The following is a 14,271-nucleotide window of genomic DNA, read 5'->3' as shown; positions in this document are numbered from 1 at the left end:
TTCTCTGCGCCGGCAGGCTTTCCAAGGCAAGGGGCGGGACGGTATAAGGCGGAATGAACTCAGGCGTCTGGCGGCGAACCGCCCTCATTGCGGGATATCTTGCGGTTGTGCTTGCCCTGGCGGCCGGCGTCTGGCGCATGGGCTATCTGCGGGCGCTGGAGCCGTTGCGCGACCGTGGCCTGTCGGATCTGGCGCTGACCGTGGACCGTCTGACCGGCCAGTTGCAGCGCTATCAGGACCTGGCGGTGATGATGGCGCTGCATCCGGCGCTGGCGGCCCTGGCCGAAAGCCCGGACAGCCCCGCGGATCAGAGCCAGGCGACCGGCGTTCTGGTGGCCGCGGCGGATCGCACGACCGCGCTGACCCTGGCCTTTGTCGACCGGCAAGGGCGGGTTCTGGCGGATGCGCGGGAGGTGACGGCAGGGGCCGAACCGCTGGCCGGATTTGCCAAGGGCGCGATTTTCCGGCGGGCGTTGTCCGGCGCTCTGGGCAGCGGTATCGGCCCGTTCGCGCCGGGGCTGGTGCGGAGCTACCTGTTCGCGGCGCCGGTCTTTGGGCCGGACGGCAGTGTGCGCGGGGCGCTGGTCGTGGCGGTGGATATCGATCATCTGGAACAGGCCTGGCGCGGAGAGCGTCCGGCTGTGTTCTTTACCGATGCGGGGGGGCAGGTCTTTGTGACCAACAGGTCGGAACTGCTCTATTGGCGCGCGGGCGAGGCGGCGTTCGAGGCGCCTGACGGAAGGTCTGTGGCGCTGAGCCGGATCGCGGTTGCGGGGCTCGATCTCTGGCGGGCGCCGCTGGGGGATTACGTGCCGAACCCGGCGCTGCTGCTGCACCGCAATCTGCCACAGACCGGCATGCAGGCCGTGGCCCTGATCGATGTCTCGCCGGCGCGGCGGGTGGCGCGGCTGCAGGCCGCGCTGGCCGGGTTTGTCGCGCTGGCATTTGGCACGGTTCTTTTCTGGGCCGTGGAGCGCCGCCGGGTTCTGGCCCGTGCCAATGCGCAGCTGGAACATCGGGTTGCCGCCCGGACGGCCGAATTGTCGGGGGCCAACCTGTTGCTCCGGCGGGAGGTGACAGAACGGCAGGAGGCCGAGGCGGCGCTGAAACAGGCGCAGAGCGATCTGGTTCAGGCAGGCAAGCTGTCGGCCCTGGGGCAGATGTCCGCCGGGCTGAGCCATGAGCTGAACCAGCCGCTGATGGCGATCCGGCAATTCGCCGAGAACGGGGCGCTGCTGCTGGAACGGGGCAAGCCCGATCAGGCCGCCGCCAATCTGGGGCGGATCGGGGATCTGGCGGGCCGGATGGGGCGGATCATCCGCAATCTGCGCGCCTTTGCCAAACAGGAGAGCGAACCGGCGCGCCGCATCGATCTGGGGCAGGTCGTGGCCACGGCGCTGGAGATGACGGAGGCCCGGCTGGCCAAGGACGGGGTGCGGCTGGACTGGACGGCGCCGGTGACGCCGGTGCGGGCCATGGGCGGCGAGGTGCGGCTGGCGCAGGTTCTGGTCAATCTGATCACCAATGCCGCCGATGCCATGGCGGGGCAGGAGGAGAAGGGGCTGGTGATCCGCGTGCGCGGCGGGGCCCGGCCGCAGATCACCCTGGCCGATACCGGCCCGGGCATTGCCCAGCCCGAGCGCATTTTCGATCCGTTCTATTCGACGAAGGAAGTGGGCGCGTCGGAGGGCATGGGGCTGGGCCTGTCGATCTCCTACGGGCTGGTGCAGAGTTTCGGCGGCGCGATCCGGGGCCGGAACCGGGCCGAGGGGGGCGCGGAATTCACCGTGGAGCTGGAGCCGGTGGCGGGCGATCTGGCGGCGGAATAACGGCGTGATCCAAAGGCGCGCCTGCGGCGCATTCTATCTATGAGGGGATGAGGGGCGCGGCCCCTCAAACTCCCCGGGATATTTCAGGCAAGAAAAAGTCGGGGATCGTCTATGCGCCGGGCCAGCCGCTCAAACCGCAGGCAGGAGGGCAGAGGATGTCACGGCATTTGGCCGGTTCATAAAACTTTCGTCAAAACGATACATTTCCGTCTCCGACCGGGCCTAGCACCGCCTCGACAGGTAACGGGGGTGACCTTTGCTTCGCATCGAGCAGCTGACGAAATCGTTCGGCAAAAACACGGCCGTGGATGCGGCCAATATCCATGTCGACCGGCCCATGATGATCGGCATCATCGGGCGGTCGGGGGCCGGAAAATCGACGCTTCTGCGGATGCTGAACCGGCTGACGGATCATACCTCTGGCTCGATCATGTTTGAGGGGCGCGATGTGGGCTCTCTGACCGGCCGGGACAAGCGGCGTTGGCAGGCAGATTGCGCGATGATCTTCCAGCAGTTCAACCTGGTGCCGCGGATGGATGTGGTGTCCAACGTGCTGCACGGGACGCTGAACCGGCGCTCGACCTTTGCGACGCTGTTCAATCTTTATCCGACCGAGGACATCCACAAGGCGATCGATATCCTCGACCGTCTGGGGATCGCGGAACATGCGCCCAAGCGCGCGGAGGCGCTGTCGGGCGGGCAGCAGCAGCGGGTGGCGATTGCGCGCGCGCTGATGCAGGATCCGAAGATCATCCTGGCCGATGAGCCGATCGCGAGCCTTGACCCGATGAATGCGCAGATCGTCATGGATGCGCTGCGCCGCATTCATGAGGAGGATGGGCGCACCGTCATCGCCAACCTGCATACGCTGGATACGGCGCGGCGCTATTGCGACCGCGTGATCGGCATGCTGCACGGACGGATCGTCTTTGACGGCACGCCGGAGCAGCTGACCACGGGCGTTGCCCGTGACATTTACGGGGCCGATGCCTCGTTTTCCGAAGAGGCGACCTCGACCCAGATCGACGCGATCGGTCGCGCCAAGGTCACCCCCCTTCACGCCTGAGTTTCATCTGCCCCCGCCCGATCCGAGGCGGGGTTTTACTATGGGAGCTACCACGATGAAAAAACTGATCGCCGCCGCACTGGCAACCACCGCCCTGACCTCCGCCGCCATGGCAGAGGACATCACCGAGTTCCGTCTCGGCATCCTGGGCGGGGAAAACGCCCAGGACCGTATGTCCTCCAACCAGTGTTTTGCCGACAAGATCGCCGAAGCGCTTGGCGTCGAGGTGAAGGTCTTCACCCCGGCCGATTACAACGGCGTGATGCAGGGCCTGCTGGGCGGCACCATCGACGCGGCCTGGATGGGTGCCTCCTCCTATGCCGGCACGTATATTGCCGATCCGGAGGCCGTTGAGCCCGTGCTGGTCAAGCAGAACATGGACGGCTCCATCGGCTATTACTCCATCGGGTTTGCCCGCGCCGACAGCGGTGTGACCAAACTGGAAGACCTGAAGGACAAGAAATTCGGCTTTGGTGACCCGAACTCCACCTCCGGCTACCTGATCCCGTCGATCGAGATCGCGGAAGCCGGGTTCGACATGACCCCCGGCACCTTCTTTGGTGACGTGGTCTTCACCGGCGGTCACGAGCAGACCATCGTTGCCGTGAACAATGGCGACGTCGACGGCGGCGTGACCTGGGCCGACGGCCAGGGCAACTGGGAAGACGGCTTCAACTCCGGCGCGCTGCGCAAGGCGGTTGATGCGGGCCTCGTCGACATGAACGACCTGGTGCAGATCTGGCAGTCCAAGATCATCCCCGAAGGTCCGTTCGTGCTGCGCAAGGCGCTGCCGGATGAGGTGAAAGCGAAAGTGACCGAGCTGACCGCGAACCTCTGGGAAGAAGATGCCGACTGCGCCTATGGCGTGGCTGCGGGCGAGGCAAAAGACTTCATCCCGGTGACCCATGCCGAGTACGAGTCGATCGTCGCGGCACGTCGTTCCAAGATCAACTGATCCCCGTCTGGGAGGGTCTGCCAAAGCGGCAGGCCCTCCACTTTTTCCGAGATAGCCTATGTCCGAAAGTTCCGCCTTTTTCGGCGCCAGCACGGCGCAGATCCGCGAGAATTACGTGGCGCTGACGCGCCGCCGCCGACTCTACGGCGGTATTCTCCTTGCGGTCTTTGTGGCGCTGATGGCGTCCGGCTTCATCGTGGCGGACGGGCGCAATGCGGGGGGATTCTGGAATGGCCTGCCGCAGCTTTTCGATTTTCCCGAGGCGGTGCTGTCGGAGGCGTTCGCGAAGATCGCCGAACTGCCCGCCAACCTCGTGACCTATGTTCCGGCGCTGGTGGAGACGCTGAATATCGCTGCTGTCTCGACCCTGATCGGGGCCTTTGGCGGCACGGTGCTGTCGATGCTGGCGACGCGGGGCATGGCGCTCTGGCCCGGGCTGATCCCGGTCTTTCGTCGTATCATGGATGTGATGCGCGCCGTGCCCGAGATCGTGATCGCGCTGGTGCTGATCTTTGTGCTGGGCGGCGGGCCGGTGCCGGCCATGATCGCGATTGCCTTTCATACGACCGGTGCGCTCGGCAAACTCTTTTCCGAGGTGAACGAGAATGCCTCCCTCAAGCCCGTTGAGGGGCTGACCTCCGTCGGGGCCAACTGGTCGCAGCGCATGGTGCTGGGGGTAATGCCGCAGGTGGCGCCCAACTATCTCAGCTACGCGCTCCTGCGGTTCGAGATCAATATCCGTGCCTCCGCTATCCTGGGTTTCGTCGGCGCGGGCGGCATTGGCTATGAGCTGAAGAATGCCATGGCCTGGGGGATCGGGCGATATGACGAGGCCTTTGCGATCTTCCTGCTGCTGTTCCTGACCATCGTCGCGGTGGACCAGATATCGAGCGTGTTCCGCGACCGGCTGACCCATGGCCGCAGACAGGAGATGCTGGCATGAGCCTCGCCGCAACCGATGTGAAACTGGGCGATCTGAAGGGGGGCGCGGAGCGGCTCTTTGCCACCAAGCGGCTCTGGTCCTTCGGGATGCCGGCGCTGGTGCTGGCCTATCTCGCCTATGCGGTTTTCGCCTTTGACGTGCCGGGACTGCTGGGCCGGGCCAACCCCGAAAACGCGGGCATCCTGCTGCGCGACAGCTACAGCTACAAAACCCATGTGACCCGCGACAACCGGTCGGGCGAGGTAGAGGTGGCGATCGAGGGCGAGCGCAAGGGCACCTATCCGCAGGGCGAGGCGCCCGACTGGGTGCGCCTGGGCGAGACGACCACCATCGCGCTGCGCGACGGCAGCATGGTGACCTATGCGCCGGATCAGGTGCGGCTCGAGATCCCGGATTACGGAGTGATCACCGCCGCGCCGGGACGGGGCGGCGTCGATGCGATTTTCCCTGAGGGTGATCTGCCCGACTGGATCTCTGCCTCCAAGAACCGGGTCATGGTGACCCTGCCGGATGCCCGGCTGACCATCACCCGCAACAAGACGGAGCTCTTCCGCTATCAGGCGGGGTGGGAGCTCTTCTTCTTCACGCTCGACAGCCCCTATCACGGGCTGAGCCTCGGCGCGCTTGCGACGCGCGCCATGAATGGCGAAGCGGGCGCGATCTGGCATGACTTCTGGTTCAACCCGATGTGGCACCATGCCGATACGGCCTGGGCGCTGTTTGAGACGATCCTTATGGCCTTCCTCGGCACCTTCGGCGCGGCTGTGGTGGCACTGCCGCTGGCCTTCCTCGCGGCCCGCAACTTCGCGCCGCTGATGATCGTGCGGCAGTTCTTCCGCCGCCTCTTCGACCTCTTCCGGGGGGTGGATGCGCTGATCTGGACCATCGTCCTGGCCCGCGCCTTCGGGCCGGGGCCCATGACCGGGGCGCTGGCGATCCTCGTCACCGATACCGGCAGCTTCGGCAAGATGTTCTCCGAGGCGCTGGAGAATGTTGATGGCAAGCAGATCGAAGGGCTCCAGTCCGTCGGCGCCAAGCCGGTGCAGCGCTACCGCTTTGGAGTGATCCCGCAGGTAACGCCGGTGCTGCTGAGCCAGGTGCTCTATTTCTTCGAATCCAACACCCGCTCGGCCACGATCATCGGCGCCATCACCGGCGGCGGCATCGGCCTCCTGCTTACCCAGGCGATGATCACGCAGAAGGACTGGGAGGAGGTGAGCTGGTACATCCTCCTCGTCATCCTGATGGTCTTCCTCATGGACTGGTTTTCCGGCTGGCTTCGCCGCAAACTGATCGCCGGAAACGAGTCCGGGCACTGAGCCTGCTCTTTTTCTTGCTGAAAATATCCCCGCCGGAGGCAGGCCGGGCGTTCGCGCCCGTGCTGGCGTCGCAGAAAGAGGCACCATGGCCCGCCTGAATGAAGACACCCCCACCATCCAAGACGGATGTTCGATCACCGAGACGACCTTTGGCCGATATGTCGAAATCGGGCAGGGCAGCCGGATCGCCCATTCCGAAATCGGTGACTATTCCTACTGCGACCGCTATGCCGATATCGCCAATGCGACGGTTGGCAAGTTCGCCAATATCGCGGCCTTCGTGCGGATCGGCGCGACGGATCACCCGCTGGAGACGGCGGCCTGTCACCATTTCCTCTATCGCTCAGCGGATTACTGGGAGGATGCGGAATTCGACGCGGAGTTCTTTGCCCATCGCCGGTCGCGGCGGGCCTTTGTGGGGCATGATACCTGGCTGGGGCATGGCTCGATGGTGAAGCCGGAGGTGACGGTCGGGCACGGCGCTGTTGTGGCCTCCGGCGCGGTGGTGACCCGGGATGTCGCGCCCTATACGATCGTGGCGGGGACACCTGCGAAGGTCCTGCGGCTGCGCCAGCCGGTGGAGATCGCGGAGCGGCTGGTGGCGCTGGCCTGGTGGGACTGGGACCATGCGACGCTGCGGGCGGCGCTTGCGGATTTCCGGGCGCTGAAGGCGGAGGCTTTTCTGGAGAAATACGGCGGGTAGAGGTATTTGGGCGGAGCTTTGGCTCCGCCGGATTATTGTGTTGCGCGGAGCTTTGGCTCCGCGCGGGGGGAAGGGGGACATTCTGTCCCCCTCTGCCGCCTTCAGGCGGCATTCACCCCCTGGAGGATATTTTCAGCAAGAAAAAGAGCTCGGCAGGAAGGCTGCTGAGGGTGCGTCAGAGGGGCTTTTTGAGCCATTTGCTGAGGACGCCGATGATGCCTTCTCGGAAGAGCAGCACGCCAAGGACGAAGATGATGCCCTGGATCACCGTCACCCAGGCGCCGAGATAGGCGAGGTAGTTCTGCATCGTCACCACGATGGCCGCGCCGACGATGGGGCCAAAGACCGTGCCCATGCCGCCCAGCAGCGTCATGAGAACAACCTCGCCCGACATGGACCAGTGCACATCCGTCAGGGAGGCCAGCTGGAAGACCTGGGATTTCGTGGCGCCCGCAAGGCCCGCGAAGGTGGCCGAGAGCACGAAGACCATAAGCTTGTAGCGGTTGACGTGGTAGCCCAGAGAGATGGCGCGCGGCTCGTTCTCGCGGATCGCTTTCAGCACCTGGCCGAAGGGGGAATGCACGATGCGGTAGAGGAAGAGGATGCCGCCGAAGGTCACGCCCATCACCACCCAGTAGAGCCAGCGGTTGTCGCGCATCGGCACCATTCCCAGCAGTTCGTTGCGGGGGACGGACTGGATGCCGTCCTCGCCGCCGGTGAATCCGGCCTGCAGGGCGAAGAAATAGACCATCTGGGCGAATGCCAGCGTGACCATGGCGAAGTAGATGCCCTGGCGGCGGATGGCGAGATAGCCGATGGCGAGGCCCAGAACGGCCGCAACGGCGGTGCCGGCGAGGATCGAGAGCTCCAGCGAGAGGCCCCAGACCTTGGCGGCATGGGCGGCGACATAGCTTGCCATGCCGAAATAGGCGGCATGGCCGAAGCTGAGCAGCCCGCCGAAGCCCAGCAGCAGGTTCAGCGCGCAGGCGAAGAGCGCAAAGCACATCACCTTCATCGCGAAGACCGGGTAGACGAAGAAGGGCAGGGCGGCGAGGAAGGCGAAGAGGCCAAGGAAGATCGCCTTGTGCAGCAGCGGCATGCCGGCCTTTTTCGCCTTGGGCAGCGTGTTGGGGGTGGTGTCGGTTGCGGACATCAGGCGGCCCTCCCAAAGAGCCCTTCGGGCTTGAGCATGAGGACGATGGCCATGATGACGAAGATCACCACGGCAGAGCCCTCGGGATAGAAGACACGGGTCAGCCCTTCGACAATGCCGAGGCCAAAGCCGGTGAGGATGGCGCCCATGATGGAGCCCATGCCGCCGATGACGACGACGGCGAAGACGACGATGATCAGATCCGCGCCCATATTGGGGTTGACCGAGTAGATCGGCGCGGCCAGCACGCCCGCGAAGGCCGCAAGGCCCACGCCGAAGCCATAGGTGAGCGTGATCATGCGCGGCACGTTGATGCCGAAGGCGCCGACGAGCTCGGGGTTCTCGGTCGCGGCGCGGAGATAGGCGCCGAGGCGGGTCTTTTCGATCATGAACCAGGTGCCGAAGCAGACGATAAGCGAGGCGACGACAACCCAGCCGCGATAGTTCGGCAGGAACATGAAGCCGAGGTTCTGTCCGCCCGAGAGCGAGGCGGGGATCTGATAGGGCAGGCCCGAGACGCCGTAATAATTGCGGAAGAGGCCCTGGATGATCAGCGCCAGCCCGAAGGTCAGCAGCAGCCCGTAGAGATGGTCGAGCTTGTAGAGCCGGGAGATCATCGTGCGTTCCAGCGCGACCCCGATCGCACCCACCACGATGGGCGAGAGGATCAGCGCCGGCCAGTAGCCGATACCCACGTAGTTCAGCAGCATCCAGGAGACGAAGGCCCCCATCATATACTGCGCGCCATGGGCGAAATTGATGATATTGAGCAGGCCGAAGATGACCGCGAGGCCCAGTGACAGAACGGCATAGAAGGAGCCGTTGATCAGCCCGATCAGCAATTGCCCCATCAGCACCTGTGGCGGTACGCCGAGAAGTTCGAACATGCGGTCCCCCTTGATGTCGGGGGCGCGGCAGGTCTGGCAGCCGCGCCCCGTCCAGGTCACGTGATTAGTCAGCCAGTGCGAATTCGCAGCCGCCGTCTTCCATGGGCAGGAAGGCATCCTCGCCTGCGATGGTGGCCACCGGCTTCAGCAGGTCCCAGGGGCCGGTGGATTCATCCGGCGACTTGACCTCCATCAGGTACATATTGTGGATGACGCGGCCGTCCTTGCGGATGTAGCCCTTGCCGAAGAGCGGATCGTCGGTCTCCATCTCCTTCATCTTGGCGATGATGGCTTCGGGGTTGTTCTCACCCACGGCCTCGACCGCCTTAAGGTAGTGCAGGGTGCCCGCGTAGACGCCGGCCTGCACCATGGAGGGTTTGGCGCCGATCTCTGCCTCGAACCGGTCAGAGAAGGCGCGGGTGCCGTCGTTCTGGTCCCAGTAGAAGGCCAGAGTCATTTGCAGGCCCTGCGCGGTCTGGGTGCCCAGCGAATGCACGTTGTTGATGAATAGCAGCAGGCCCGCCAGTTTCTGGCCCGCCTGGACGATGCCGAACTCGGCCGCCTGCTTGATGGAGTTCACCGTGTCGGCACCGGCATTGGCGAGGCCAATCACCTTGGCGCCGGAGGCCTGGGCCTGCAGCAGGAAGGACGAGAAGTCGTTGTTCGGGAAGGGCACGGCAGAGGCGCCCAGAACCGTGCCGCCGGAGGCTTCGACAACCGCCGTGGTGTCACGCTCCAGCGCGTGGCCGAAAGCATAATCGGCGGTCAGGAAGTACCAGGTGTCCCCGCCTGCCTCGGTCACGGCCTTGCCTGTGCCGTTGGCCAGCGAGGCGGTGTCATAGGTCCAGTGGATCGTGGTGGGCTGGCAATTGCCGCGCGTCAGGTCCGACGTAGCTGCACCCGAGTTGATGAAGATCTTGCCGAATTCGGCGGTCACATCGGCCACGGCCAGCGCAGTCGAGGAGGTCGGCACGTCGAGGATCACGTCGACGCTGTCCTGATCGTACCACTGGCGGGCGATGTTCGATGCGATGTCGGGCTTGTTCTGGTGATCGGCGGAGATGAGCTCCACGTTGATGCCCTTGTCGGCGGCGCCGAAGTCATCGATCGCCATCTGGGCGGCCACGACGGAGCCCTGGCCGGACAGGTCGGCATAGACGCCGGACTGGTCATTGAGCACGCCGAGTTTGACATCCGTGGCGAGTGCGGGCAGGGCCAGCGCGGCAAAAGCCACCGTGGACAGAGCCATTTTCTTAAACATTTTAGTCCTCCCTTGGGTTGGGTGCAGGGCCTCCCCCCGATCACCCGGTTGATCGATCAGACGCCCAGATAGGCGTGCAACTTGTCGATATTCGCGTCGAGCTCGGCATTGGGGATCATGTCGATCACCTTGCCCTGTTCGACGACGTAATGCCGGTCCGCGACGGAGGCCGCGAAACGGAAATTCTGCTCCACCAGCACGATGGTGAACCCCTCCTGCTTCAGCGCCTGGATGGTGCGGCCGATCTGCTGGACGATGACGGGGGCCAGCCCCTCTGTCGGTTCGTCCAGAAGCAGCAGCTTCGACCCGGTGCGCAGGATCCGGGCGATGGCCAGCATCTGCTGTTCGCCGCCCGACAGCTTGGTGCCCTGCGACCGGCGCCGTTCCTTCAGGTTGGGGAACAGGGTATAGATCCGGTCCAGATCCAGCCCGCCCGGCTGCAACGTGGGCGGCAGCATCAGGTTCTCCTCTACCGAGAGGGAAGAGAAGATGCCGCGTTCCTCAGGGCAGATGGCGATGCCCAGCTTGGCAATGTGGCGCGCCTGCAGGCCGATGGTTTCGGTACCGTCCATTTTTACGGACCCGGCGCGCTTGCCCAGCAGGCCCATGATGGCCTTGATCGTCGTGGTCTTGCCGGCGCCGTTGCGGCCCAGCAGGGTGACGACCTCGCCTTTTTTCACATGGAAGGTCATGCCGTGCAGGACATGGCTTTCGCCGTACCAGCCTTCCAGCCCATCGATATCGAGCAGGGCGGTGGTCGCGGCGGCGGGGGGTGTTGCTGTCGCTGTATCAGTCATGTCCGGCTCCGATATAGGCGTCGATGACCTCGGGCGATTTGGAGACGGTGTCGTAATCGCCCTCGGCCAGGACCTCTCCGCGCGCCAGAACCGTGATCCTGTCGCTGAGATTTGCCACGACCGAAAGGTTATGTTCCACCATCAGGATCGTACGGCCTTCGGAGATGCGTTTGATCAGGGCCGAGATCAGCTCCACATCCGCCTGCGCCATGCCCGCCATCGGCTCGTCGAGCAGCAGCATGGCCGGTTCCAGTGCCAGGGTGGTCGCGATTTCCAGCGCGCGCTTGCGTCCGTAGGACAGCTCGCCCGCCCGGGTATGGGCAAACTCGGTCAGGCCCACGTCCTCGACATATTTCAGCGCATCGGCGTCAAACTGGCTCAGCACGGCCTCTGACCGCCAGAAATCATAGCTGTCACCGCGCTGGCGCTGCAGGGCGATGCGCACATTCTCCAGCACGGTCAGATCGCCGAAGACGGCGGAGATCTGAAAACTGCGGACCAGACCCAGCCGCGCGATATCGGCCGCGCTCATCGCGGTGATATCCTTGCCATCATAGGTGATGGACCCGCGCGTCGGCTGCAGGAACTTGGTCAACAGATTGAAGCAAGTCGTCTTGCCCGCGCCATTGGGGCCGATCAGCGCATGGATCGTGCCCTTCTCAACGACGAGATTCACGCCGTTGACGGCAACGAACCCAGCGAATTCCTTGGTCAGGCCCCGCGCCTCCAGCATGGCACTCATGCCACAGGTTCCCGATTTGCAGATTGCAAACGTGCCAACTCAATATCCTCCCTGACAGTTTCATACTCAGCGGTATGTTCTGCTGTCTCTCGGGAGGGACCGTACGAAGGCAATATGCCCCTGTCAATCTCCTCCCATGAACCGAAACTTAATGACTTCCAAAGGTTTGTCGAGCCGTTCTATTTCCTGAAGAGAGGCGCCGAGCCACCGGATCAGGCGGGCTGAGCTGTACTTTCGGGCGATGATTGCGCGTGTGGTTTTGGGGGCGTCAAAGGCGCGTGCGCAACAAAATTTCGCGCATTGGCAAGGGGTTGCAAGCCGCTGTGCGGATTAATTTTTCGCCTATCGAAATTTGATCACGGGATCGTTGTGTGGGACAGTACGCTTAAAGCTAGCCCGTGGCGCTAAAATTTTTGCAAAGACGCGTTTGCGAATATTGTTGGTCGCTGATTGGCGACGCCGCACATGTAAGGTGCGAATGCCGCGGGGAAATTCCCGATATACGTGTACGCTATTCTGCAGCCAGGGTTGTGGCCAGACCGCCGGACCAGGCCAGCCTGTGCGCGACTTCGCCTGCCATATGGCTGATCCGGCCGCCGGAGATCGTCGCCTCGATCGCGCGGGTGCGGGCATTGACGACGATCAGGTCGGCCCTGCGGCCCGGGTCAAGCCGTCCCCGGTCGGGCATGCGCAGAATATCGGCCGGCCGCTCCGAGATCATGGCCCAGGCCTGGGGGAGCGTCATGACGCCGGTATCGGCCAGGTGAAAGGCGGCCAGGTGCAGGGCGGGGTAGTAGTAATCCGACACCAACGCATCGCAAAGCCCGAGACGCACCAGATCCTCGGCCGCGATATTTCCGGACTGCGACCCGCCGCGTACCACGTTGGGGGCGCCCATGAGGATGGGGTCGCCAACCGCACGGGCCAGCGAGGCGGCAGAGCGTGCCGTGGGGAATTCGCAGATCTTGGCGCCGATCATGGAATAGGTTTCGCGGGTCTCCCCGTCGGGATCATCGTGGCTGCCATAGCTGACCCCCATTTCGTCAAAGGCCTCGGCCAGACGGCAGAGATAGCGCGGGACTTTGGTCTTCTGCGACATGGCGGTGCGGATGGCGGCTTCGTGCTGCTCCGGTGTCCTGCCGGCATTCTTGGCCCAGCTGTACAGCTCGCCGGGATTGCTGGCGAGGATCTGTTCGGCCTCGGTCAAGTGGTTGTTGAAGACCACATAATCGATCCGGTGATGTTCGACGGCCTCCAGCAGGCGGTCGGCCGTGTCCACCGTATGCGTCTCGCATCTGATCTGCATGCGGAGATCGGTCAGGGCATGGCTGCGGTAGCGATCGAGCGCGCGCATCATGGCCAGCGCATGGTCCGGACCGCGACGGCCGCCTTCCCAGCTCCAGCTCTGGGCGAGGTAGGCGGTGGTCACGCCATTGGCCGCCGCATCGCGGTCACAGGCACGCAGCCCGATCTCTGCCGCAAAGGGGGCGGAGGGGCGCGGGGCGGTATGGCGTTCAAAGGCATCGCCGTGCAGGTCGATGATACCGGGCAGGATAAGATAGCCCGAGAGGTTCACCTCGGGCAGCGGGCCGCGGGTGATACGGCCATCGGCAATCGCAATCGAGCGCGTCTGAAGTTCGCCGTCGCGCAGGATCTCGGCGCCGGTAAAACGCAGGGCGGGGTATGCGGGTAGGGTCCGGAATGACATGGATTCGGGCTCTGCTCGGCTGAAGTTTTCCTGTGGATAAGCTGTTTCTGTATCGCTCACATGACAATTTACGGATGTATTCTTGTCGGTCCCCGATGGTGGTTCGGTCATCTCACGCCTCCAGATCGAGCGAGAGGGTCACACGGTCGCCGACAAACCAGGTATGGCCGTATTCCACCGGTAGGCCCTCTGCGTCGATATTGACCGATACGGCCCGCAGCAGCGGCGTCCCCTCCCGGCACTGTAGGTGCAGTGCCTGTGTGGCGCTCGCCAGGGTTGCGTTGAGACGGGTGTAGGCGCGGGTGTAATCGGGCACGCCGCAGGCTTTCAGCGCCATCGTGACGGAGGTCAGTTCCGCCAGATGGTCGAGGATGCCGGGCAGGCGCGCGGCGGGGAAAACGGACCGGTAGAGCGCCATTGGCACGTCATCGGCCAGCGATAGCCCTTCGGAGACATGGACCTGCGCGCCCTCGGTAAGCTGCAGCTCTGTCGCTTCGGTCGCGTCGGCAGCGCGGGTTTCGCGCAGGAAGGAGGTCCGGCTTGGCAGGCGTCCGGCCGCGCGCAGGTTCTGGTGGAAGCGCACCCGTTTGCCGATGGGATACTCGGCGGGGGTCTGGGTGACAAAGACGCCTGCACCCCGGCGGGACAGGACTAGCCCGCGGGCCGACAGGTCCTTGAGCGCATGGCGCACCGTATGGCGGTTGACGCCGAAGCGGGCCGACAGATCGGCCTCCGTCGGCAGCTTGTCCCCGGGGCCGTAACGCCCGGCGGCGAGGTCTTCGGTCAGGGCGTCCGCGATGGATTTCCAGAGCGGTGTCTTTTCGCCTGTCATCAAAGTTTCACGCATTTCGGGCTGGTCCGGGGTTGTGCGACTCGGCGCGATGTGGGTATCACTTGTCTAGTTGTAT

Annotated in this window: 13 protein-coding genes; 6 read left to right on the top strand and 7 right to left on the bottom strand. The window is 64.2% G+C overall.

Going from position 1 to position 14,271, the window contains the following annotated elements; genetic code table 11:
* Positions 1-53: 53 nt before the first annotated feature.
* From ACRARG_RS04290 to ACRARG_RS04265, 6 genes are all read left to right on the top strand, one after another.
* Positions 54-1,829 (top strand): sensor histidine kinase, encoded by a 1,776-nt coding sequence (locus ACRARG_RS04290; protein WP_432688744.1) that lies wholly within the window; start codon positions 54-56, stop codon positions 1,827-1,829.
* Positions 1,830-2,085: 256 nt separating this feature from the next.
* Positions 2,086-2,895, top strand: coding sequence for a phosphonate ABC transporter ATP-binding protein (phnC, locus tag ACRARG_RS04285; RefSeq protein ID WP_432688743.1), 810 nt, complete (start codon positions 2,086-2,088; stop codon positions 2,893-2,895).
* 55 nt (positions 2,896-2,950) lie between these two features.
* Positions 2,951-3,850: a phosphonate ABC transporter substrate-binding protein gene (gene phnD, locus ACRARG_RS04280; RefSeq protein WP_432688742.1), complete on the top strand. Its 900-nt coding sequence runs from the start codon at positions 2,951-2,953 to the stop codon at positions 3,848-3,850.
* A 58-nt stretch (positions 3,851-3,908) separates the two neighbouring features.
* Positions 3,909-4,793, top strand: a complete 885-nt coding sequence (gene phnE / locus ACRARG_RS04275; protein ID WP_432688741.1) for a phosphonate ABC transporter, permease protein PhnE — start codon at positions 3,909-3,911, stop codon at positions 4,791-4,793.
* Positions 4,790-6,112 (top strand): phosphonate ABC transporter, permease protein PhnE, encoded by a 1,323-nt coding sequence (phnE, locus tag ACRARG_RS04270; RefSeq protein WP_432688740.1) that lies wholly within the window; start codon positions 4,790-4,792, stop codon positions 6,110-6,112. Before phnE (ACRARG_RS04275) ends, phnE (ACRARG_RS04270) begins: the two co-directional genes overlap by 4 nt.
* Positions 6,113-6,197: 85 nt before the next feature.
* The gene (locus ACRARG_RS04265) at positions 6,198-6,815 is read left to right on the top strand and encodes an LbetaH domain-containing protein (RefSeq protein ID WP_432688738.1); all 618 of its coding nucleotides are present in this window, start codon (positions 6,198-6,200) and stop codon (positions 6,813-6,815) included.
* Positions 6,816-6,990: 175 nt separating this feature from the next.
* Here the strand turns inward: ACRARG_RS04265 and ACRARG_RS04260 are convergent, their stop codons facing one another.
* From ACRARG_RS04260 to phnF, 7 genes are all read right to left on the bottom strand, one after another.
* Positions 6,991-7,968, bottom strand: a complete 978-nt coding sequence (locus ACRARG_RS04260) for a branched-chain amino acid ABC transporter permease (RefSeq protein ID WP_432688737.1) — start codon at positions 7,966-7,968, stop codon at positions 6,991-6,993.
* Positions 7,968-8,855, bottom strand: coding sequence for a branched-chain amino acid ABC transporter permease (locus ACRARG_RS04255; RefSeq protein ID WP_432688736.1), 888 nt, complete (start codon positions 8,853-8,855; stop codon positions 7,968-7,970). The genes ACRARG_RS04260 and ACRARG_RS04255 overlap by 1 nt, the downstream gene beginning before the upstream one ends.
* Positions 8,856-8,919: 64 nt before the next feature.
* The gene (locus ACRARG_RS04250; protein ID WP_432688735.1) at positions 8,920-10,116 is read right to left on the bottom strand and encodes an ABC transporter substrate-binding protein; all 1,197 of its coding nucleotides are present in this window, start codon (positions 10,114-10,116) and stop codon (positions 8,920-8,922) included.
* A 56-nt stretch (positions 10,117-10,172) separates the two neighbouring features.
* Positions 10,173-10,913: an ABC transporter ATP-binding protein gene (locus tag ACRARG_RS04245; protein ID WP_432688734.1), complete on the bottom strand. Its 741-nt coding sequence runs from the start codon at positions 10,911-10,913 to the stop codon at positions 10,173-10,175.
* Entirely contained in the window at positions 10,906-11,655 is a 750-nt protein-coding gene (locus tag ACRARG_RS04240) for an ABC transporter ATP-binding protein (protein ID WP_432688733.1), read from the bottom strand. Before ACRARG_RS04240 ends, ACRARG_RS04245 begins: the two co-directional genes overlap by 8 nt.
* Before the next feature lie 511 nt (positions 11,656-12,166).
* Positions 12,167-13,363, bottom strand: a complete 1,197-nt coding sequence (locus ACRARG_RS04235) for an alpha-D-ribose 1-methylphosphonate 5-triphosphate diphosphatase (protein ID WP_432688732.1) — start codon at positions 13,361-13,363, stop codon at positions 12,167-12,169.
* Between the two features lie 112 nt (positions 13,364-13,475).
* Entirely contained in the window at positions 13,476-14,195 is a 720-nt protein-coding gene (phnF, locus tag ACRARG_RS04230; protein WP_432688731.1) for a phosphonate metabolism transcriptional regulator PhnF, read from the bottom strand.
* Positions 14,196-14,271: the final 76 nt, after the last annotated feature.

The sequence above is a fragment of the Pseudooceanicola profundi genome, assembly GCF_050897955.1.
GTDB lineage: Bacteria > Pseudomonadota > Alphaproteobacteria > Rhodobacterales > Rhodobacteraceae > Pseudooceanicola.
The sequence above is the reverse complement of the archived record's forward strand: the minus strand, read 5'-3'. Positions and strand labels throughout refer to the sequence as shown.

Excerpts from the sequence above, each read along its gene's own strand:
- ACRARG_RS04250 (WP_432688735.1), bottom strand. The coding sequence starts at position 10,116 with ATGTTTAAGAAAATGGCTCTGTCCACGGTGGCTTTTGCCGCGCTGGCC.
- ACRARG_RS04240 (WP_432688733.1), bottom strand. The coding sequence starts at position 11,655 with ATGAGTGCCATGCTGGAGGCGCGGGGCCTGACCAAGGAATTCGCTGGG.
- ACRARG_RS04290 (WP_432688744.1), top strand. The coding sequence starts at position 54 with ATGAACTCAGGCGTCTGGCGGCGAACCGCCCTCATTGCGGGATATCTT.
- phnD (WP_432688742.1), top strand. The coding sequence starts at position 2,951 with ATGAAAAAACTGATCGCCGCCGCACTGGCAACCACCGCCCTGACCTCC.
- ACRARG_RS04235 (WP_432688732.1), bottom strand. The coding sequence starts at position 13,363 with ATGTCATTCCGGACCCTACCCGCATACCCCGCCCTGCGTTTTACCGGC.
- ACRARG_RS04265 (WP_432688738.1), top strand. The coding sequence starts at position 6,198 with ATGGCCCGCCTGAATGAAGACACCCCCACCATCCAAGACGGATGTTCG.
- phnE (WP_432688740.1), top strand. The coding sequence starts at position 4,790 with ATGAGCCTCGCCGCAACCGATGTGAAACTGGGCGATCTGAAGGGGGGC.
- ACRARG_RS04260 (WP_432688737.1), bottom strand. The coding sequence starts at position 7,968 with ATGTCCGCAACCGACACCACCCCCAACACGCTGCCCAAGGCGAAAAAG.
- phnF (WP_432688731.1), bottom strand. The coding sequence starts at position 14,195 with ATGACAGGCGAAAAGACACCGCTCTGGAAATCCATCGCGGACGCCCTG.
- phnE (WP_432688741.1), top strand. The coding sequence starts at position 3,909 with ATGTCCGAAAGTTCCGCCTTTTTCGGCGCCAGCACGGCGCAGATCCGC.
- ACRARG_RS04245 (WP_432688734.1), bottom strand. The coding sequence starts at position 10,913 with ATGACTGATACAGCGACAGCAACACCCCCCGCCGCCGCGACCACCGCC.
- ACRARG_RS04255 (WP_432688736.1), bottom strand. The coding sequence starts at position 8,855 with ATGTTCGAACTTCTCGGCGTACCGCCACAGGTGCTGATGGGGCAATTG.